This window comes from Roseovarius amoyensis (assembly GCF_003260265.1).
GTDB lineage: Bacteria > Pseudomonadota > Alphaproteobacteria > Rhodobacterales > Rhodobacteraceae > Roseovarius > Roseovarius amoyensis.
In genome coordinates this window covers 305,819-321,036 of record NZ_QITQ01000001.1, presented here as the reverse complement: position 1 = coordinate 321,036, position 15,218 = coordinate 305,819, and the positions used below count along the sequence as shown (strand labels likewise).

The following is a 15,218-nucleotide window of genomic DNA, read 5'->3' as shown; positions in this document are numbered from 1 at the left end:
TAGATCGTTCGACAATGCCGCTATGCAGCATATGCATAAGCCTTGCTGACCCATTGATCCGGCGTAACCGCGCGACCCGATGTCCCGGTGAACCGCTGCGCCCTTGCGGCGGCTGGAAAAACTGCCACTTATGCCGACAGCAATTGCAGGAGCATCAGCATGGCGGACATACGCGCGGCGATCGAGGCGGAACTGGCACGACAGGAACTTCCCGACGGCGGCAACCTGATCTCGCGCGACATGGTGCGTGCGCTCAGCATCGAGGGCGGGATGGTGCGCTTTGTCATCGAGGCCCCCAGCCCCGAGGTGGCCCGCATGATGGAGCCGTTGCGCGCCCGGGCCGAACAGGCGGTGCGCGCCCTGCCGGGGGTGACCGGGGTGTCGGTGGCGCTGACGGCCCACGGGCCTGCGGCAAAGGGGGCGCCCGGCGGCGGCCCCGGCGGTGCGCCGTCGCTCAAGATCGGGGGGCACGCCAAGGGCGGTCAGGAATCGATCCGCCCCGCCAGCGTGCATTCGATCCTCGCCATCGCCTCGGGTAAGGGCGGGGTGGGCAAATCCACCGTCTCCTCGAACCTCGCCGTCGCGCTGGCGCGGCGCGGGCGGCGCGTGGGGCTGCTGGATGCCGACATCTATGGCCCCAGCCAGCCGCGGATGATGGGGCTGCAACGCCGCCCCGCCAGCCCCGATGGCAAGATCATCGAGCCGCTGGTTGCTCACGGCGTCACCTTCATGTCGATCGGGCTGATGCTGGACCCCGATCAGGCGGTAATCTGGCGCGGGCCGATGTTGATGGGGGCGCTGCAACAGCTGATTTCACAGGTCAACTGGGGCGAGCTGGACGTGCTGATCGTCGATCTGCCGCCGGGCACCGGTGACGTGCAGCTGACCCTTTGCCAGCGGGCGCAGCCCACCGGGGCGCTGGTGGTTTCGACCCCGCAGGACGTGGCGCTGCTGGATGCGCGCAAGGCGATCAGCATGTTCAAGACGCTCGAAACCCCGGTGCTGGGGCTGATTGAAAACATGTCCGTCTATCGCTGTGAAAACTGCGGCCACGAGGCGCATATCTTTGGCCATGGCGGCGTGCGGGCCGAGGCCGAAAAACTGGGCGTGCCGCTGCTGACGGAACTGCCGATCGACCTGGATACACGGGTTGCAGGCGATGCCGGCACCCCCGTGGCGGCGGGTGACGGCCCGATGGCCGAGATTTATCTGCAGCTTGCCGACCGGCTGGTCAAGGGTGGCGTGGCCTGATGCACGCAGGCGCGCGCCCGGTTGATGCCTGGCGCTATATGACCATGTCTTCCAGCCGCCGGCGCGGCGAGGGCACCAGCCGGTCATCGGTATAGCCCATCCGCAGCAGGATCTGCGGTGCGCCGTCCTGGCCGCTCTGCTCTGCCAGCTGCGGGCGCAGGCGCGCCACCTGCAGCGGCTGGTTCAGATAGGACGCCTGCAACCCCAGTCCGACCCCGACGAGCAACAACCGTTGCAGCGCCTGCCCGGCGATCAGCCAGTCGCGCGGGCCATCGCCGCGTGTGCCCAGCACCGCCAGCAGAGGTGAGCCTTCGGTCAGGTGGGCGTCATGGGCGGCGACGCCCCCGCCCATGTCGAAGCTGCGCACCACCAGCCGCGCCGCCGGCAGCGTCAGCCACGGCAGGGTCAACCCGTCGCCCTTGCGGCGCGGATGCATCCACTGCGCCAGTTCCCGCCGCCAGCTGCTGTCCTGCCACAGTGCGGCGTCGCCCTCGGCCACCAGTTCGGCGGCTTTTTCGCGCGCGGCCTCGTCGTGCAGGGGGACGAACCATGCGCCCTCGGTCGTGGCGGCATCCAGCAGCTCGGCGACATGATCATGCGACACGGGGCGCTTTTGGAAACCGGCGCGAAAGGTCTGGCGCAATTCTATGGCCGGGGCCAATGCGGCCAGGTCAGCATCCGCCGGCCCGCCGATCTGCAGGTGCGCCAGCAGGTCCTCTTCGTCGAGGTCGGGCAGCAGTGTCACCTGGCCGCCCAGGTGCCGGGCGGCGGTGCCCACACGCAGGTTCATCAGCGCGCAGCCGCAGCTGATCGTCAGTTCGCGGTCGTCGGGGTCATTGGCGGGCAGGGCGCGGGTGCGGTCGGCCAGCAGGTCAATGCTGTCCTCGCCCGGGCGAAACAGCCAGGGCTGGGTGTTGTTGCTCGACGGTGCGCGAAGGGCATAGGCAAGGATGTGTTCCATCGTCGGGATGTCGGGCATGGCGCGGCCTCTTGTCCGGGGTCCTGGAGGGCATGATGACACAAATCGCGCCCCCGCGTCTTGTGTCGTTTTGGAATGGCTGCCGTTGGCGATGGCGGGTCAGTAAGTCTCGGACGACACCGGCAATGGCTTGGCCTTTGCGGCGCGCGCTGCGCGCTCAGCCTCGAGCGCGGCGCGCAACTCGGCCTTGCGGGCGGCCTTTTCGGCGGCTTCCGCCTGCGCCCTGGCATCTGCCTCGGCCTTTGCCTGGGCCCGGGCACTTGCCTCTGCTTCCGCTCTTGCTGCTTCTGCGCGGGCGATGGCCTCTGCCTCTGCCTCCGCCTCTGCCGCGCGCCGGGTGTCGGGCTGGTCCTCCGAGGGCTGCTCCGCCGCTTTGGCCGGGCCGGAGAGCACCGCCACCTGCGCGGCCGGTGCGGCGTCAATGTCAGCGCCAGAATCGGGACGGTCGAGCGCGATCAACCCCATCTGCCGCGCCGCAGCCAGCGAGATCATGCCGGAATCCAGCCCCTGCGGCCGCTGAAAGCCCCGGATGGCTGTGCGGGTGCGTGCATCCATCCGCCCTGTCACCGCCCCGCGATAGCGCCCGCGCGCCGCCAGCGCCCGCTGCAGCGAGGCGATGAATTCCGGCGTCAACTCGTGCTCGCAGGGGGTCTCGAACCAGGTTGTCTTGCGCGGCTTGACGATCTGCTGGCGGGTCTCGGTCTTGTAGACGGCGGGCCGCTGGACAGTGCCGTCGGCCAATATCTCGGGCGGTTGCAGGATGATCTGTTCGGTCACTGTCTCGACCACGGCGGGGGTCTCGTCCTGCCCCCAGCAGGTGCCCGGCGCGGCGCCCGGCGGGGCCTCGTCGCGGGTGCTGACATGCACCGGTTCTGCCATCTGCGGCAGCGCGGCCTGACAGCCGCCAAGCGCGAGCGCCGCCATGAGGGCGGCAAGTGGGGGTCGGGGCGTCATGCTCGGTGCCTCGTGGCTCGATGGCCTTGGTTTTGGCGCAGTCTATCCGTTTTCGCCGCTTCGGGGAAGCGGGCAATGGCAACAGGCCTGTTGTCAGCGCATTACGGCAACGCTGTCACGCGGACAAAGCCGCAGCATCCGCAAAATTTTGCACCGTGCACGCCCGCTCACGGAAAAGGGACTGGTCTCGCCCCGGTCACTTGGCTAGGACGACTACCGGGAAAAGGGACACCAGACGCGAGGGGAGCGGCAAGACATGGCGAAAATCACCTATATCGAGCATAACGGGACCGAACACGTGGTCGAGGTCGCCAACGGCCTGACCGTGATGGAAGGCGCGCGCGACAACAATATCCCCGGCATCGAGGCGGATTGCGGCGGCGCCTGCGCCTGTTCCACCTGCCACGTCTATGTCGCCAAGGAGTGGGTTGCCAAGTTGTCGCCGGCGCAGGACATGGAACTGGACATGCTGGATTTCGCCTATGAACCCGACCCTGAGCGGTCACGCCTGACCTGCCAGATCAAGGTCACGGACGAGCTGGACGGCCTTGTGGTGCAGATGCCCGAACGGCAAATCTGAACCGGGGGCGGGGTTTCGCCGCAGCATTTGCCATTTTTCACATTCTCTCGCCCGGCGCCATCAGGTTCCGCCGCGCCCAGCGATCAAAGCGCACGCCAGCCGATATCGCGCCGGTAAAAGCCCTCGGGCCAGTCAATCCGCTCGATCATGCCATAGGCGCGATCGGCCGCCTCTTGCAGGCTTGCCCCTCGTGCGGTGACGTTCAGGACCCGTCCGCCGGCAGCGGTGAATTTTCCGCTCTCGCGCGCGGTGCCGGCGTGAAAGACCATGTGGAACCCGTCTTCCGCCAGCCCGTCCAGCCCGTTGATGACGCTGCCCTTTTCATAGGCGCCGGGATAGCCCCGCGCCGCCATCACCACCGTCATCGCGTGATCGTCGGCCCAGTTCACCCGTGCCTCTTCCAGCCGCCCGTCCGCGGCCGCGTGCATCAGGTCGAACGCCTGCGCGCCCAGCCGCATCATCAGCACCTGCGCCTCGGGGTCGCCAAAGCGGACATTGTATTCCACCAGCCGCGGCGCGCCGTCCTCGATCATCAGCCCGGGATAAAGCACCCCCTGATAGGGCGTGCCGCGCCGAGCCATTTCACGCAGCGTGGGCTTGACGATTTCCTCCAGCGCGCGCGCGGTCACCTCGGGCGTCATGACCGGGGCGGGGGAATAGGCGCCCATGCCGCCGGTATTGGGGCCGGTATCGCCTTCGCCCACGCGCTTGTGGTCCTGCGCGGTGCCAATGGGCAATGCCGCCTCTCCGTCGCAAAGCACAAAGAACGACGCCTCTTCGCCGGTCATGAATTCCTCGATCACCACCTCGGCGCCGGCCGCACCAAAGGCGCCGCCGAACATGTCGTCCACCGCCGCCTCTGCCTGGGCCAGGGTTTCGGCCACGACCACCCCCTTGCCGGCGGCCAGCCCGTCGGCCTTGACCACGATCGGCGCACCCTTTTCCCGCAGGTAGGCGCGCGCGCTTTGGGCATCGGTGAAACGCGCCCAGGCCGCCGTGGGCACCTGCGCGGCGTCGCATATCTCCTTGGTGAACCCTTTCGAGGCCTCCAGCCGCGCCGCCGCCGCCGAGGGGCCGAAAACCAGGATGCCCGCCTCGCGCAGCCGGTCGGCGACACCGGCCGCCAGCGGCGCCTCCGGCCCGATGATGACGAAGTCGATGGCGTTTTCGTCGCAGAAGTTCACCACCGCCGCGCCCTCGTTGATGTCGAGGTTGGCGCATTCGGCGATGCCCGCGATGCCGGCATTGCCCGGCGCAACGATCAGCTTGTCGCATTTGGGGTTCTGCATCGCCGCCCAGGCCAGTGCGTGCTCGCGCCCGCCGCCGCCGAGAATGAGGATGTTCATCTGCCGCCCTTCCGCTTGGCCTTCGTTGCACCGCGTTCTAAGGTGGCACCGCGACAGAGACAAGCCAGCCTCGGGAAACCATGTCAGACCTGATCGACGACCCCTTACCGGGCGAAAACGCCCCCGAATTCACCGTTTCCGAGCTGTCAGGCGCGGTCAAGCGCGTGATTGAGGGCGAATTCGGCTTTGTTCGCGTACGCGGCGAGTTGGGGCGCGTCAGCCGCCCGCGGTCGGGGCATGTCTATCTGGACCTGAAAGACGAGCGTTCGGTGCTTGCCGGCGTGATCTGGAAAGGCAACGCCGCGCGGCTGACCATCCAGCCCGAAGAGGGGACGGAGGTGGTCGCAACCGGCCGACTGACCACCTTTGCCGGGCAGTCGCGCTATCAGATCGTGATTGACAGCCTGAAACCGGCGGGCGCGGGCGCGTTGATGGCGCTGCTAGAGGCGCGCCGCAAGGCGCTGGCGGCCGAGGGGCTGTTTGCCGAGGAAAGCAAGCGCGCGCTGCCATACCTGCCAGAGGTGATCGGCGTTGTCACTTCGCCCTCGGGCGCGGTGATCCGCGACATCCTGCACCGGCTGCGCGACCGTTTCCCTCGCAAGGTGCTGATCTGGCCGGTGGCGGTGCAGGGTGAGGCGTGCGCACCCGAGGTCGCGCGCGCCATCGCAGGTTTCAACCGGCTGACGCCCGATGGCGCGTTGCCGCGCCCCGACCTGATCATCGTCGCGCGTGGCGGCGGTTCGGTCGAGGATCTGTGGGGGTTCAACGAAGAGGTGGTCGTGCGCGCCGCCGCCGCGTCCGAGATCCCGCTGATCTCGGCCGTGGGGCACGAGACCGACACCACGCTGATCGATTATGCGGCGGACAAGCGCGCGCCCACGCCCACGGCGGCGGCCGAACTGGCGGTGCCGGTGCGGCTGGACCTGCTGGCGTGGCTGGACGGGCAGGGGGCGCGGCTTAGCCATGCGCTCAGCCGGTCGCTGGGCGACCGCCGGCAACGCCTGCGCGATCTGTCCCGCGCGCTGCCGCGTCCCGATACGTTGCTCGATGGCCCGCGCCAGCGGCTGGATGCGCTGACCGATGCGTTGCCCGCCGCGCTGACCCGGTCGGTGCAGCTGCGCCGTGTCCGGCTGTATGAACAAAGCGGCATCCTGCGCCCCGCGCTGTTGCGCAGCGCAGTGTCCGGCCATCGCCGCGCCCTGCGCGACCTTTCCGCCCGGCTGAACGTCGCCGCGATCCAGCGCGATATCGCCCGCAAGCGCGCTGATACGCAGTCATTGGCACGGCGTCTTTCCGACGCCGGGCAGCGCCAGACGACGCGCTGGCGCGACCGGATCGACGGGTTGGAACGGCTCATGTCCTCGATGAGCTACAAGGCGACGCTCAGGCGCGGCTACGCGGTGGTGCATGGTCCCGACACAGTGGTGACCAGCCGCGCCGAGGCACAGAGTGCCGCCGCGCTGGAGATCGAGTTTGCTGATGGCCGGCTGCCGGTTTCGACCACGGGGCCGGCCAGGGGCAAGCCCGCATCAGGCAAGGCGAAACCGGAAACCCCCGGTCAGGGATCGTTGTTTTGAAGTTTGTGGGTGATTAGTCGCTGATACGCAATATCGACTCTATTTGCAGTATTTCGGCTGCTAGATCAGCATTTCAGATCGCATTTGTGAAATACTAAACACCCAGATCCGGGCCCGGGCAGATCAGCGGATCGCTGGTGCGTTCCACCTCGTACAACTCTGTCTGTTGGGGGTCGTTCTCGAACTGGGCGATCAGCCCGCCGGCAGAGCGGGTGAAGCTCCAGCATTGCGGATCGGGCTCCCTGTCGTAGACAAAGCAGATCAGCCCGCCTTCCTCGTACCAGGTGCCGTTTTGGCATTCCCCGTTCAGAAAGGTCCAGATCACGCGGCGGTTGGGCAGGTATTCCTCGGCCCCGTAGGGTTCTCCCAGCGAGCCGTAGTAGAAGGTCTTTCCAAGGGTGTATTCGTCGAATTCCTCGGCGCTCATCGCCGCCAGCGCGACGGCGGGCAGGACGATCAGGAACCATGACAAGAGGGCGCGTTTCCACATGGCATGATCTTGGCAGATGCCGCGCCGGGTGGCTAGCGGGATTTGCCCTTACTTGCACGGTTCTGCCAGCGTTCGCAACGCAGGTCCATCATCCGGAACCAGACCGGCGGCACCAGTGCCAGCGCCGCCATCACCGGCAGTGGACGGGGCAGGCAGGGCATGGTTTCGGGCTCTAACTGCAGTGCCGGGTAGGGGCGCGAGGGCGTGACATGATGATCGGAATGGCGCGGGGCGTTCAGCGACAGGGCCGCCGAAAACACATGCGGCGAATTCCACGAATGCTGCGGGCCCACCGGCTCTGCCCGGCCATCGGGGCGGATTTGCCGGCGCAGGCCGTAATGCTGCACGTAATCCGACATCTGGATTTGCAACTGCGCATGCGCCGCCATGATCAACAGCGCCAGAACCCCGCCCGCCCCGGCCAGCACCGCCGCCAGAATCAGCATCAGCGCGCCACCCCCGAGGTAAAGCGCATAAGGATGCTGCCAAAGCGGCAGGTTGCGGCCCTGTCGGCGGCGGTTCTCGGCCGCGAGCCCGGCAAGAAAGGCCCCACGCCACGCCCGACCGGCAAAGCGATAGAACCCCATTCCGCGCGGCGCGCTGCTGGGGTCGGTATCGGTGCCGACATGCAGGTGATGCACCAGCAGATGCGCGCTGGCATGGTGGCCGATCAGCAGCGAGGTATAGATCAGCCGGCCCAGCCGCCGCAGCGCGCGCCGCTGCCGGTGGATCAGCTCATGTGCCGCCGGGTGCGATATCTGGCCAAAGACCATCCCGGCCGCCAGTGCGACGCCGACCCGTTCGGCAAGGGTCAGCCCGCTTGTGCCGCCCACGGCCCAGATCGCCAGCGCCAACAGCCCGAAATGCCCGACCCCCAGGCAGACCAGCAAAAGCTCGGCCGCTGGGAACTCGGCCTGCGGGTCTCGGTTGCGGTCGCAGGCGCCGATGATTCGATCCATCAGGGCCACCAGCACCGTCATGTACCCCAGCGCCAGCCACACCCAGACCCCGCCGGCCAACGCGGCCGACACGATCAGCAGGAACGGTATCACCGTGACCACGGCGAAAGCCCACATGCGCGTCTTCCTTTCGCCCCCGAGACACCCAACCCTTACACCCCGGCGCGGGCCGCGGGCAACGTTTCCGGCGATGGAATTGTCGCTTTTGCCCTCGCATGGCCATCCCGTCCCCGGCTAAGCTGCGGGCATCGGATACAGGGGGCCGGCATGGCATTGGACGAACGCAAGGGCGTCTGGAAATCGGGGCGCGGCAAGGGCCGCCGCACACCCAAGGGGCGGCAGGTGGATGATCGCGCATGGCAAGACGTGCGCGCGCTGCTGGGCGACCGCCCGCGCCGGCGCGACCTGCTGATCGAATTCCTGCACCTGATCCAGGATGCCTATGGCCACCTGTCCGCCGCCCACCTGCGCGCCCTGGCCGAGGAACTGGGCATCGCCCAGGCCGAGGTCTATGAGGTGGCGACCTTCTATGCCCATTTCGACGTGGTGAAAGAGGGCGAAACTCCGCCGCCGGCGCTGACAATCCGGGTCTGCGATTCGCTGTCGTGCGAGCTGGCCGGCGCCGAGGCGCTGAAGGCGGCGCTGGAGGATGGTCTGGACCCGTCCGAGGTTCGCGTGCTGCGCGCGCCCTGCATGGGGCGCTGCGATACGGCGCCGGTGCTGGAGCTGGGGCACAACCACATCGACCATGCCACGCCCGAAAAGGTCATGGCGGCGGTCAAGGCGGGGAATACCCGCCCGAATATCCAGAGTTATCAAGGACTTGCAGCCTATCGTGAAAGTGGTGGATATGAGGTTCTCGCGCGCCTGCGACGCGAGGGCGATTTCGAGGCAGTGCAGGAGGAACTGCTTGCCTCCGGCCTGCGCGGACTTGGCGGCGCGGGCTTTCCGTCGGGGCGCAAATGGGGCTTTGTGCGGTCCGAGCCGGGCCCTCGTTACCTGGCCGTGAACGGCGACGAGGGTGAGCCGGGAACCTTCAAGGATCGCTTTTACCTCGAACGAGAACCCCATGTTTTTCTTGAGGGAATGCTGATTTCCGCCTGGGCGGTCGAGGCCGAAACCTGTTTCATCTACATGCGCGACGAATACCCGGCCGTGCTGGAAATCCTGCGCCGCGAGATCAAGGCGCTGGAGGAGGCCGGCATCGCCGCGCCGGGATATATCGACCTGCGCCGCGGCGCCGGCGCCTATATCTGTGGCGAGGAATCGGCGATGATCGAATCGATCGAGGGCAAGCGCGGCCTTCCGCGCCACCGCCCACCCTTCGTCGCCCAGGTCGGCATCTTTGGCCGGCCGACATTGGTCAACAATATCGAAACGCTCTACTGGGTGTCCCGCGTTTTGCGCGAGGGTAAGGAAGTCCTCGCAACTACCGAAAAAAACGGCAGAAAAGGCCTGCGGTCCTATTCCGTATCGGGCCGGGTCAGGAACCCGGGCGTTTACCTGCTGCCCGCCGGGTCGACCATCCGCGACGTGATCGAGGCCGCCGGCGGCATCGCCGAGGGGCACACCTTCAAGGCCTATCAGCCGGGCGGCCCGTCATCGGGCCTGCTGCCTGCCAGCCTGGATGATGTGCCGCTCGATTTCGACACGCTGCAGCCGCATGACACGTTCATCGGCTCGGCGGCGGTGGTGGTGCTGTCAGAGCATGACAGCGTCCGGGATGCGGCGCTCAACATGCTGCGCTTTTTCGAGGATGAAAGCTGCGGCCAGTGCACGCCGTGCCGGGTAGGTTGCGAAAAGGCGGTCAAGCTGATGCAGGCCGACCGCTGGGACCGCGACCTGCTGAATGACCTCTGCGAGGCGATGACCGACGCATCGATCTGCGGTCTGGGACAGGCCGCGCCCAACCCGATCCGCCTGGTGATGCGCCACTTCCCCGATGAGGTCTGATAAGCGCCTATTCAGACTGCCTTGAGAAGGCGCTGGAACAGCCGCCCGCCCAGCCGCGGCATGCCGGCCATGTAGAGTATCCAGAGCGCGAACATCACGATCGCCGGAAAACCGGTCAGCGAAAACCCCTCTTCGGTCGTGTCGCCGGTGATTGCGGCGACGGCATAACCGATGATGAAGAAGCTGAAGACAAGGTCGAGGATGAAGGCCACGACCCTGCGCCATGTTGCGGGTCTTGCCGGTTCGGTCATTGTCTGTCCCCCTGGTCGCTGTTTTCCTGCCACGTTATCGCGTGTTGGGGCCAATTGGCAGCCAGTACGTGACAGGCCAAGGCTTCCATCTTTGGCGTGATGCGATTAGGTGACGAAAGACATCGTTGCGGAGGTCGCATGGCGTTGTTTTCGAAACTCAAGGAACGGTTGTTCAAATCCTCGTCCAAACTGGGCCAGGGGCTGGACGCGATTGTAGAGGAAGGCGCCGAGGCAGAGCAGCCCGGCGCGCCGGCGTCTGATGTGGCGGCGCCCCAAGTCCCGGAGGCCCCCAGCCCCCCGGTGGCTGAGGCAAAGGCGCCCCCGGCAGAACCTGCACCTGCGTCAGAACCTGCGCCGGTACCCGCATCTGCGCCGGTACCAGAGACAGAGCGCGAGGAACGTTCTGAACGACCCGGCCTGCTGGGCCGTGTCCTGGGCCGCGGGGCAGAGCCGCGCCGCACCCTCGACGACGAGATGCTGGAAAGCCTCGAAGAGCTGCTGATCACCGCCGACATGGGGGTGGACACCGCCCTGCGCGTCACTGCCAATATGGCCGAGGGGCGGATGGGCAAGAAGCTGTCCACCCGCGAGATCAAGGAATTGCTGGCCGCCGAGATCACCCGCATCATGGAACCGGTCGCGCGGCCGATGCCGATCTATCCCAAGCGCCCGCAGGTGGTGCTGGTGGTGGGCGTCAACGGGTCGGGCAAGACCACCACCATCGGCAAGCTGGCGTCGCAGTTCAAGGCCGCCGGCAAGCAGGTGGTGATTGCCGCCGGTGATACCTTTCGCGCGGCGGCGGTGGAACAGTTGCAGATCTGGGGCGACCGCGCCGGGGTTCCGGTGCTGACCGCGCCCGAGGGCTCCGACCCCGCGAGCCTTGCGTTTGACGCGATGGCCAAGGCCGAGGCGGACGGCGCCGACCTGCTGTTGATCGACACCGCCGGGCGGTTGCAGAACCGCGCCGACCTGATGGAAGAACTGGCCAAGATCGTTCGCGTCATCCGCAAGCGCGACGAAAGCGCGCCGCACAACACGCTGTTGGTGCTCGATGCCACCACCGGGCAGAACGCGCTGAGCCAGGTCGAGACCTTCCGCAAGCTGGCCAACGTGACCGGGCTGGTGATGACCAAGCTGGACGGCACCGCGCGGGGTGGGGTGCTGGTGGCGCTGGCTGACAAGTTCGGCCTGCCCATCCACGCCATCGGTGTGGGTGAGCAGATCGACGACCTGGCGCCGTTTGATCCGCAGGAGTTCGCCGCCGCGCTGACCGGGGTGGGTGCATGACAGACGGTGCGCGCGGCGCTATCGGGTGCCGATCCACTTTTCCAGCAGCCGCAGCAGGAAAAGTACCACCACCACGATGCCCGTGGCCATCGCCGCCAGCGGCATCTGCCCGGACCCGCAGGCCAGCCCTATCGCTCCGGCCAGCCACAACGAGGCGCCGGTGGTGACGTTCATGACTTTTCCGCCCGAGGTAAAGATCACCCCCGCCGCAAGGAACGCGACCCCCGCGGTCACCGCCTCGACCAGGCGCAGCGGATCGACGCGCATCGCGTCAGGGTCGCCGAACGGCAGTTCTGACAACTGCTGGCTGACGATGATGAAAAGGCAGGCCGCCAGCGCAACCAGCATATGCGTGCGCAGCCCAGCCGGTTTACCGGCATGTTCGCGTTCGAACCCGACGATACCGCCCAGGACCACCGCCGCCACCAGTCGGGTGCCCGCCACCTGGGGCGCGACAGCCGAAAATGTGCCTGTCAGTTCGTTCAAGATGACGTCGAACATGCGCGCTCCGGCTTTGGGGCAGGGGGTTCAGCATAACATGCATGCACCCGCGCGAAAGGGGGCGCGGGGATGAGCGACTGGATCGTCTCGCTCGAAGGTACGGCGCAAGGGCACACGCTGGCGATGATGCTGGCGCTGTTGGCGGCGATCTTGCACGCAGTTTTCGGCGCGTTGCAAAAGGGGCGGCACGATCCCTGGGTCAGCCGGCTGACAATCGACGTGTGGCTGTTGGTGCTGTCGTTGCCGCTGCTCTTTCTCGTGCCCTTTCCGGCCCCGGATATGTGGCCGATCTTTGCCGGCGCCATCGTCATCCATTCCGCTTACAAGATATTGCAGGCGATGGCCTTCAGCCGCGGCGCCTATACTGTGGTCTACCCCGTGGTGCGGGGCACGGGGCCGCTTTTCACAGTGATCGGGGCCTGGCTCATCTTTGGCGAGGTGTTCACCCTGGTGCAGTGGCTGGGGCTGTGCGTCTTGCTGGTGGGCATCTTCGGGCTGGCCGTCTACAACCTGATCTTTCTGATGACCGCGCGCGATACGCTGGTCGGGGCGCTGATACTGGCTGTGCTTACTGGGCTGGTGGTGGCGATCTACACCACCTACGACGCCTTTGGCATTCGCGCCACGCCCGACCCGTTCACGTTTCTTGCGTGGTTATTCTTCCTCACCGCGTTCGATTTCCCGCTGATCTTTGCGCTGACGCCGATCGGGCGGCGCGTCTCTGGTCTTCCGCTCAGACCGCTGTTTCTGCGCGGGTTTGTGGGGGCGCTGGTGGCCTATGGCAGCTTTGGCTCGGTGATGCTGGCCACGCGGCTGGACAAGGTCGGCCAGGCGGCGGTGCTGCGCGAGACATCGACCGTATTCGCCGCGTTGATCGGCTGGCTGGTGTTGCGCGAAACCGTCGGGCCGCGGCGGATTGCGCTGATGGCATTGATCGCCGCCGGTGCCGTGATAGTTGAATTCGGCGGATAAGCAGACGAAAGGCAGGGCATGTCGCAACACAAGGTGAACCCCAAGCTGAAGGCGGCGCTGGAATTCGGCCCGATCTTGGGCTTTTTCGTCGCCTATCTCTGGCTAAAAAGCGAAACCTTCACCATCGGCGGGACGGAGTATGACGGCTTTATCGTCGTGACCGCCGGGTTTATCCCCATCTTCCTGCTGGCGATGGGGATTCTGTGGCGCCTGTCCGGCTATCTGTCGCGGATGCAGGCGGTGACGGCGGTGCTGATCGTGGTCTTCGGCGGGCTCAGCGTCTGGTTCAACGACCCGAGCTTTTTCAAGATGAAGCCGACGATCATCTACCTGCTGTTCGGCGGCGCGCTGGGGATCGGGCTGATGCGCGGCGAATCCTGGTTGCAATACGTGATGGACGGGATGATGCCGCTCACCCACGAGGGATGGATGATCCTGACCCGCCGGATGGCGCTGTTTTCCCTTGGGCTTGCCGTGCTGAACGAGATCATCTGGCGCAACATGTCCGAAGAGACCTGGGTTTATTTCAAGACCTTCGGCCTGACCGCGGCGATCTTTGTCTTCTTCCTCATGCAGAGCAAACTCTTCCGCGATCACGGGCGCAAGCCGGAGGATGGCGACGACGCCTGACGCCGGCCTGGTGCGCGCCGTTGACGCCGTGCGGTCATGGGAGTAAAGGCAGAACCCGTGGCGATTTGTTACCGGATTGCGGGCCACGTTAAACAACTCCGCTAAAGAGGCGAGGCATGAAAGACCCCCTTTCGCTTGGCCGCGTGGGGTTTTTCGTGGATCGCAGCCATCGCTGCGCGTTTGTGCCTCGGAGAACGGATATGACAGAGAACTGGAAGACCCGCACCAGGCTGGTGCACGCCGGTAGCCGCCGCAGCGGCTGGGGCGAATTGAGTGAGGCGATCTTTCTTACCCAGGGGTTCGTCTATGACAGCGCCGAGGCCGCCGAGGCGCGCTTTGTCCAGGCGGGGCCAGATGAATACATCTATGCCCGCTACGGCAACCCCACCGTGCGCATGTTCGAAGAACGGATCGCCACGATGGAGGGGGCCGAAGACGCATTCGCCACCGCCAGTGGCATGGCGGCCGTTTCTGGCGCGCTGACGGCGATGCTGCGCGCGGGCGATCATGTCGTCGCGGCGCGGGCGCTGTTCGGCTCGTGTCTCTATGTTCTCGAAGAGGTGCTGACGCGCTATGGCGTCGAGGTCAGCTTTGTCGACGGCACCGATCTGGCGCAGTGGCGCGCCGCAATCCGCCCGGACACGAAAGCGGTGTTTTTCGAAACCGTGGCCAACCCCACGCTGGAGGTGATCGACATTCCCGCCGTGGCCAGGCTGGCGCATGACGTGGGTGCGACGGTGGTGGTGGACAACGTCTTTGCCACCCCTGTCTTTTCGCGCGCTCTGGAACTGGGGGCGGATGTGGTCGTCTATTCCTCGACCAAGCATATCGACGGGCAGGGGCGTACGCTGGGCGGGGTGATCCTGGGCTCGTGCGAATTCATCCGCAAGACGGTCGAACCCTACATGAAACACACCGGCGGGGCGATGTCGCCCTTTACTGCCTGGGTGCAGCTCAAGGGGCTGGAAACGCTTGATCTGCGGGTGCGGGCGCAGGCCGCGTCGGCGCTGGCGCTGGCCGAGGCGCTGCAGGGGCACCCCAAGCTGGAACGTGTTGTCTATCCCGGCCATCCCTCGCACCCCCAGCACGCGCTGGCGATGCGCGACATAGGCAGCGGCGGCACGGTGGTGGCGCTTGATATCGCAGGCGGGCAGGCGGGGGCGTTCCGGTTCCTGAACGGGCTTGAGATCGTGCTCATTTCCAACAACCTGGGTGATGCCAAGTCCATCGTTACCCACCCGGCGACGACGACCCACCAGCGGCTGAGCGATGAACACAAGGCGTCGATGGGCATTACCCCGGGGCTGGTGCGGCTGTCGCTGGGGATCGAGGACACCGACGACCTGATCGACGACGTGACGCAGGCGCTCAATGCGGTCTGAGGGGGCTGGGGTGTCGTAGATCGGGCTGTAGGCCGGGCTTCAGCCCGGCCTGGCCATGGCTGCCGGGCTGAAGCCCGGCCTACGGGACGTGCCTGCGGGTCGTATC

The 15,218-nt window shown here is 66.4% G+C and carries 15 protein-coding genes and 1 riboswitch; of the genes, 8 read left to right on the top strand and 7 right to left on the bottom strand.

Annotated features, from left to right (window positions below):
- Positions 1 to 159: 159 nt before the first annotated feature.
- Complete coding sequence (locus tag DL899_RS01565) at positions 160 to 1,251, top strand: Mrp/NBP35 family ATP-binding protein (RefSeq protein WP_111732001.1); 1,092 nt, start codon at positions 160 to 162, stop codon at positions 1,249 to 1,251.
- Between the two features lie 34 nt (positions 1,252 to 1,285).
- On the opposite strand, the gene DL899_RS01560 is transcribed toward DL899_RS01565, so the two are convergent.
- Entirely contained in the window at positions 1,286 to 2,230 is a 945-nt protein-coding gene (locus tag DL899_RS01560) for an Acg family FMN-binding oxidoreductase (RefSeq protein WP_111732000.1), read from the bottom strand.
- Positions 2,231 to 2,329: 99 nt separating this feature from the next.
- Positions 2,330 to 3,184 (bottom strand): peptidoglycan-binding protein, encoded by an 855-nt coding sequence (locus DL899_RS20155; RefSeq protein WP_204355227.1) that lies wholly within the window; start codon positions 3,182 to 3,184, stop codon positions 2,330 to 2,332.
- A gap of 256 nt (positions 3,185 to 3,440) precedes the next feature.
- Between DL899_RS20155 and DL899_RS01550 the strand changes: the two genes are divergently transcribed.
- Positions 3,441 to 3,764, top strand: a complete 324-nt coding sequence (locus tag DL899_RS01550) for a 2Fe-2S iron-sulfur cluster-binding protein (RefSeq protein WP_111731999.1) — start codon at positions 3,441 to 3,443, stop codon at positions 3,762 to 3,764.
- An 83-nt stretch (positions 3,765 to 3,847) separates the two neighbouring features.
- Here DL899_RS01550 and purD read toward each other — a convergent pair whose 3' ends face one another.
- Positions 3,848 to 5,110, bottom strand: coding sequence for a phosphoribosylamine--glycine ligase (gene purD / locus DL899_RS01545; protein ID WP_111731998.1), 1,263 nt, complete (start codon positions 5,108 to 5,110; stop codon positions 3,848 to 3,850).
- An 80-nt stretch (positions 5,111 to 5,190) separates the two neighbouring features.
- Here purD and xseA point away from each other — a divergent pair, with 80 nt between their 5' ends.
- Positions 5,191 to 6,687, top strand: coding sequence for an exodeoxyribonuclease VII large subunit (gene xseA, locus DL899_RS01540; protein WP_111731997.1), 1,497 nt, complete (start codon positions 5,191 to 5,193; stop codon positions 6,685 to 6,687).
- A 94-nt stretch (positions 6,688 to 6,781) separates the two neighbouring features.
- Here xseA and DL899_RS01535 read toward each other — a convergent pair whose 3' ends face one another.
- Positions 6,782 to 7,177, bottom strand: a complete 396-nt coding sequence (locus tag DL899_RS01535) for a hypothetical protein (RefSeq protein WP_111731996.1) — start codon at positions 7,175 to 7,177, stop codon at positions 6,782 to 6,784.
- 32 nt (positions 7,178 to 7,209) lie between these two features.
- Complete coding sequence (locus DL899_RS01530) at positions 7,210 to 8,253, bottom strand: alkane 1-monooxygenase (protein WP_111731995.1); 1,044 nt, start codon at positions 8,251 to 8,253, stop codon at positions 7,210 to 7,212.
- 150 nt (positions 8,254 to 8,403) lie between these two features.
- Here DL899_RS01530 and DL899_RS01525 point away from each other — a divergent pair, with 150 nt between their 5' ends.
- Positions 8,404 to 10,089 (top strand): NAD(P)H-dependent oxidoreductase subunit E, encoded by a 1,686-nt coding sequence (locus DL899_RS01525; RefSeq protein ID WP_111731994.1) that lies wholly within the window; start codon positions 8,404 to 8,406, stop codon positions 10,087 to 10,089.
- Positions 10,090 to 10,100: 11 nt separating this feature from the next.
- On the opposite strand, the gene DL899_RS01520 is transcribed toward DL899_RS01525, so the two are convergent.
- Complete coding sequence (locus tag DL899_RS01520) at positions 10,101 to 10,340, bottom strand: RDD family protein (protein WP_111731993.1); 240 nt, start codon at positions 10,338 to 10,340, stop codon at positions 10,101 to 10,103.
- A 138-nt stretch (positions 10,341 to 10,478) separates the two neighbouring features.
- On the opposite strand from DL899_RS01520, the gene ftsY reads away from it, so the two are divergent.
- Positions 10,479 to 11,627, top strand: a complete 1,149-nt coding sequence (ftsY, locus tag DL899_RS01515) for a signal recognition particle-docking protein FtsY (RefSeq protein WP_111731992.1) — start codon at positions 10,479 to 10,481, stop codon at positions 11,625 to 11,627.
- Positions 11,628 to 11,645: 18 nt separating this feature from the next.
- On the opposite strand, the gene DL899_RS01510 is transcribed toward ftsY, so the two are convergent.
- Entirely contained in the window at positions 11,646 to 12,128 is a 483-nt protein-coding gene (locus tag DL899_RS01510; RefSeq protein WP_111731991.1) for an MgtC/SapB family protein, read from the bottom strand.
- A 69-nt stretch (positions 12,129 to 12,197) separates the two neighbouring features.
- Here DL899_RS01510 and DL899_RS01505 point away from each other — a divergent pair, with 69 nt between their 5' ends.
- From DL899_RS01505 to metZ, 3 genes are all read left to right on the top strand, one after another.
- Positions 12,198 to 13,100: an EamA family transporter gene (locus DL899_RS01505; RefSeq protein ID WP_111731990.1), complete on the top strand. Its 903-nt coding sequence runs from the start codon at positions 12,198 to 12,200 to the stop codon at positions 13,098 to 13,100.
- Positions 13,101 to 13,118: 18 nt separating this feature from the next.
- Complete coding sequence (locus DL899_RS01500; protein ID WP_111731989.1) at positions 13,119 to 13,730, top strand: inner membrane-spanning protein YciB; 612 nt, start codon at positions 13,119 to 13,121, stop codon at positions 13,728 to 13,730.
- 47 nt (positions 13,731 to 13,777) lie between these two features.
- Positions 13,778 to 13,856, top strand: a riboswitch (SAM riboswitch).
- Positions 13,857 to 13,930: 74 nt separating this feature from the next.
- Positions 13,931 to 15,112: an O-succinylhomoserine sulfhydrylase gene (metZ, locus tag DL899_RS01495; RefSeq protein WP_111731988.1), complete on the top strand. Its 1,182-nt coding sequence runs from the start codon at positions 13,931 to 13,933 to the stop codon at positions 15,110 to 15,112.
- Positions 15,113 to 15,218: the final 106 nt, after the last annotated feature.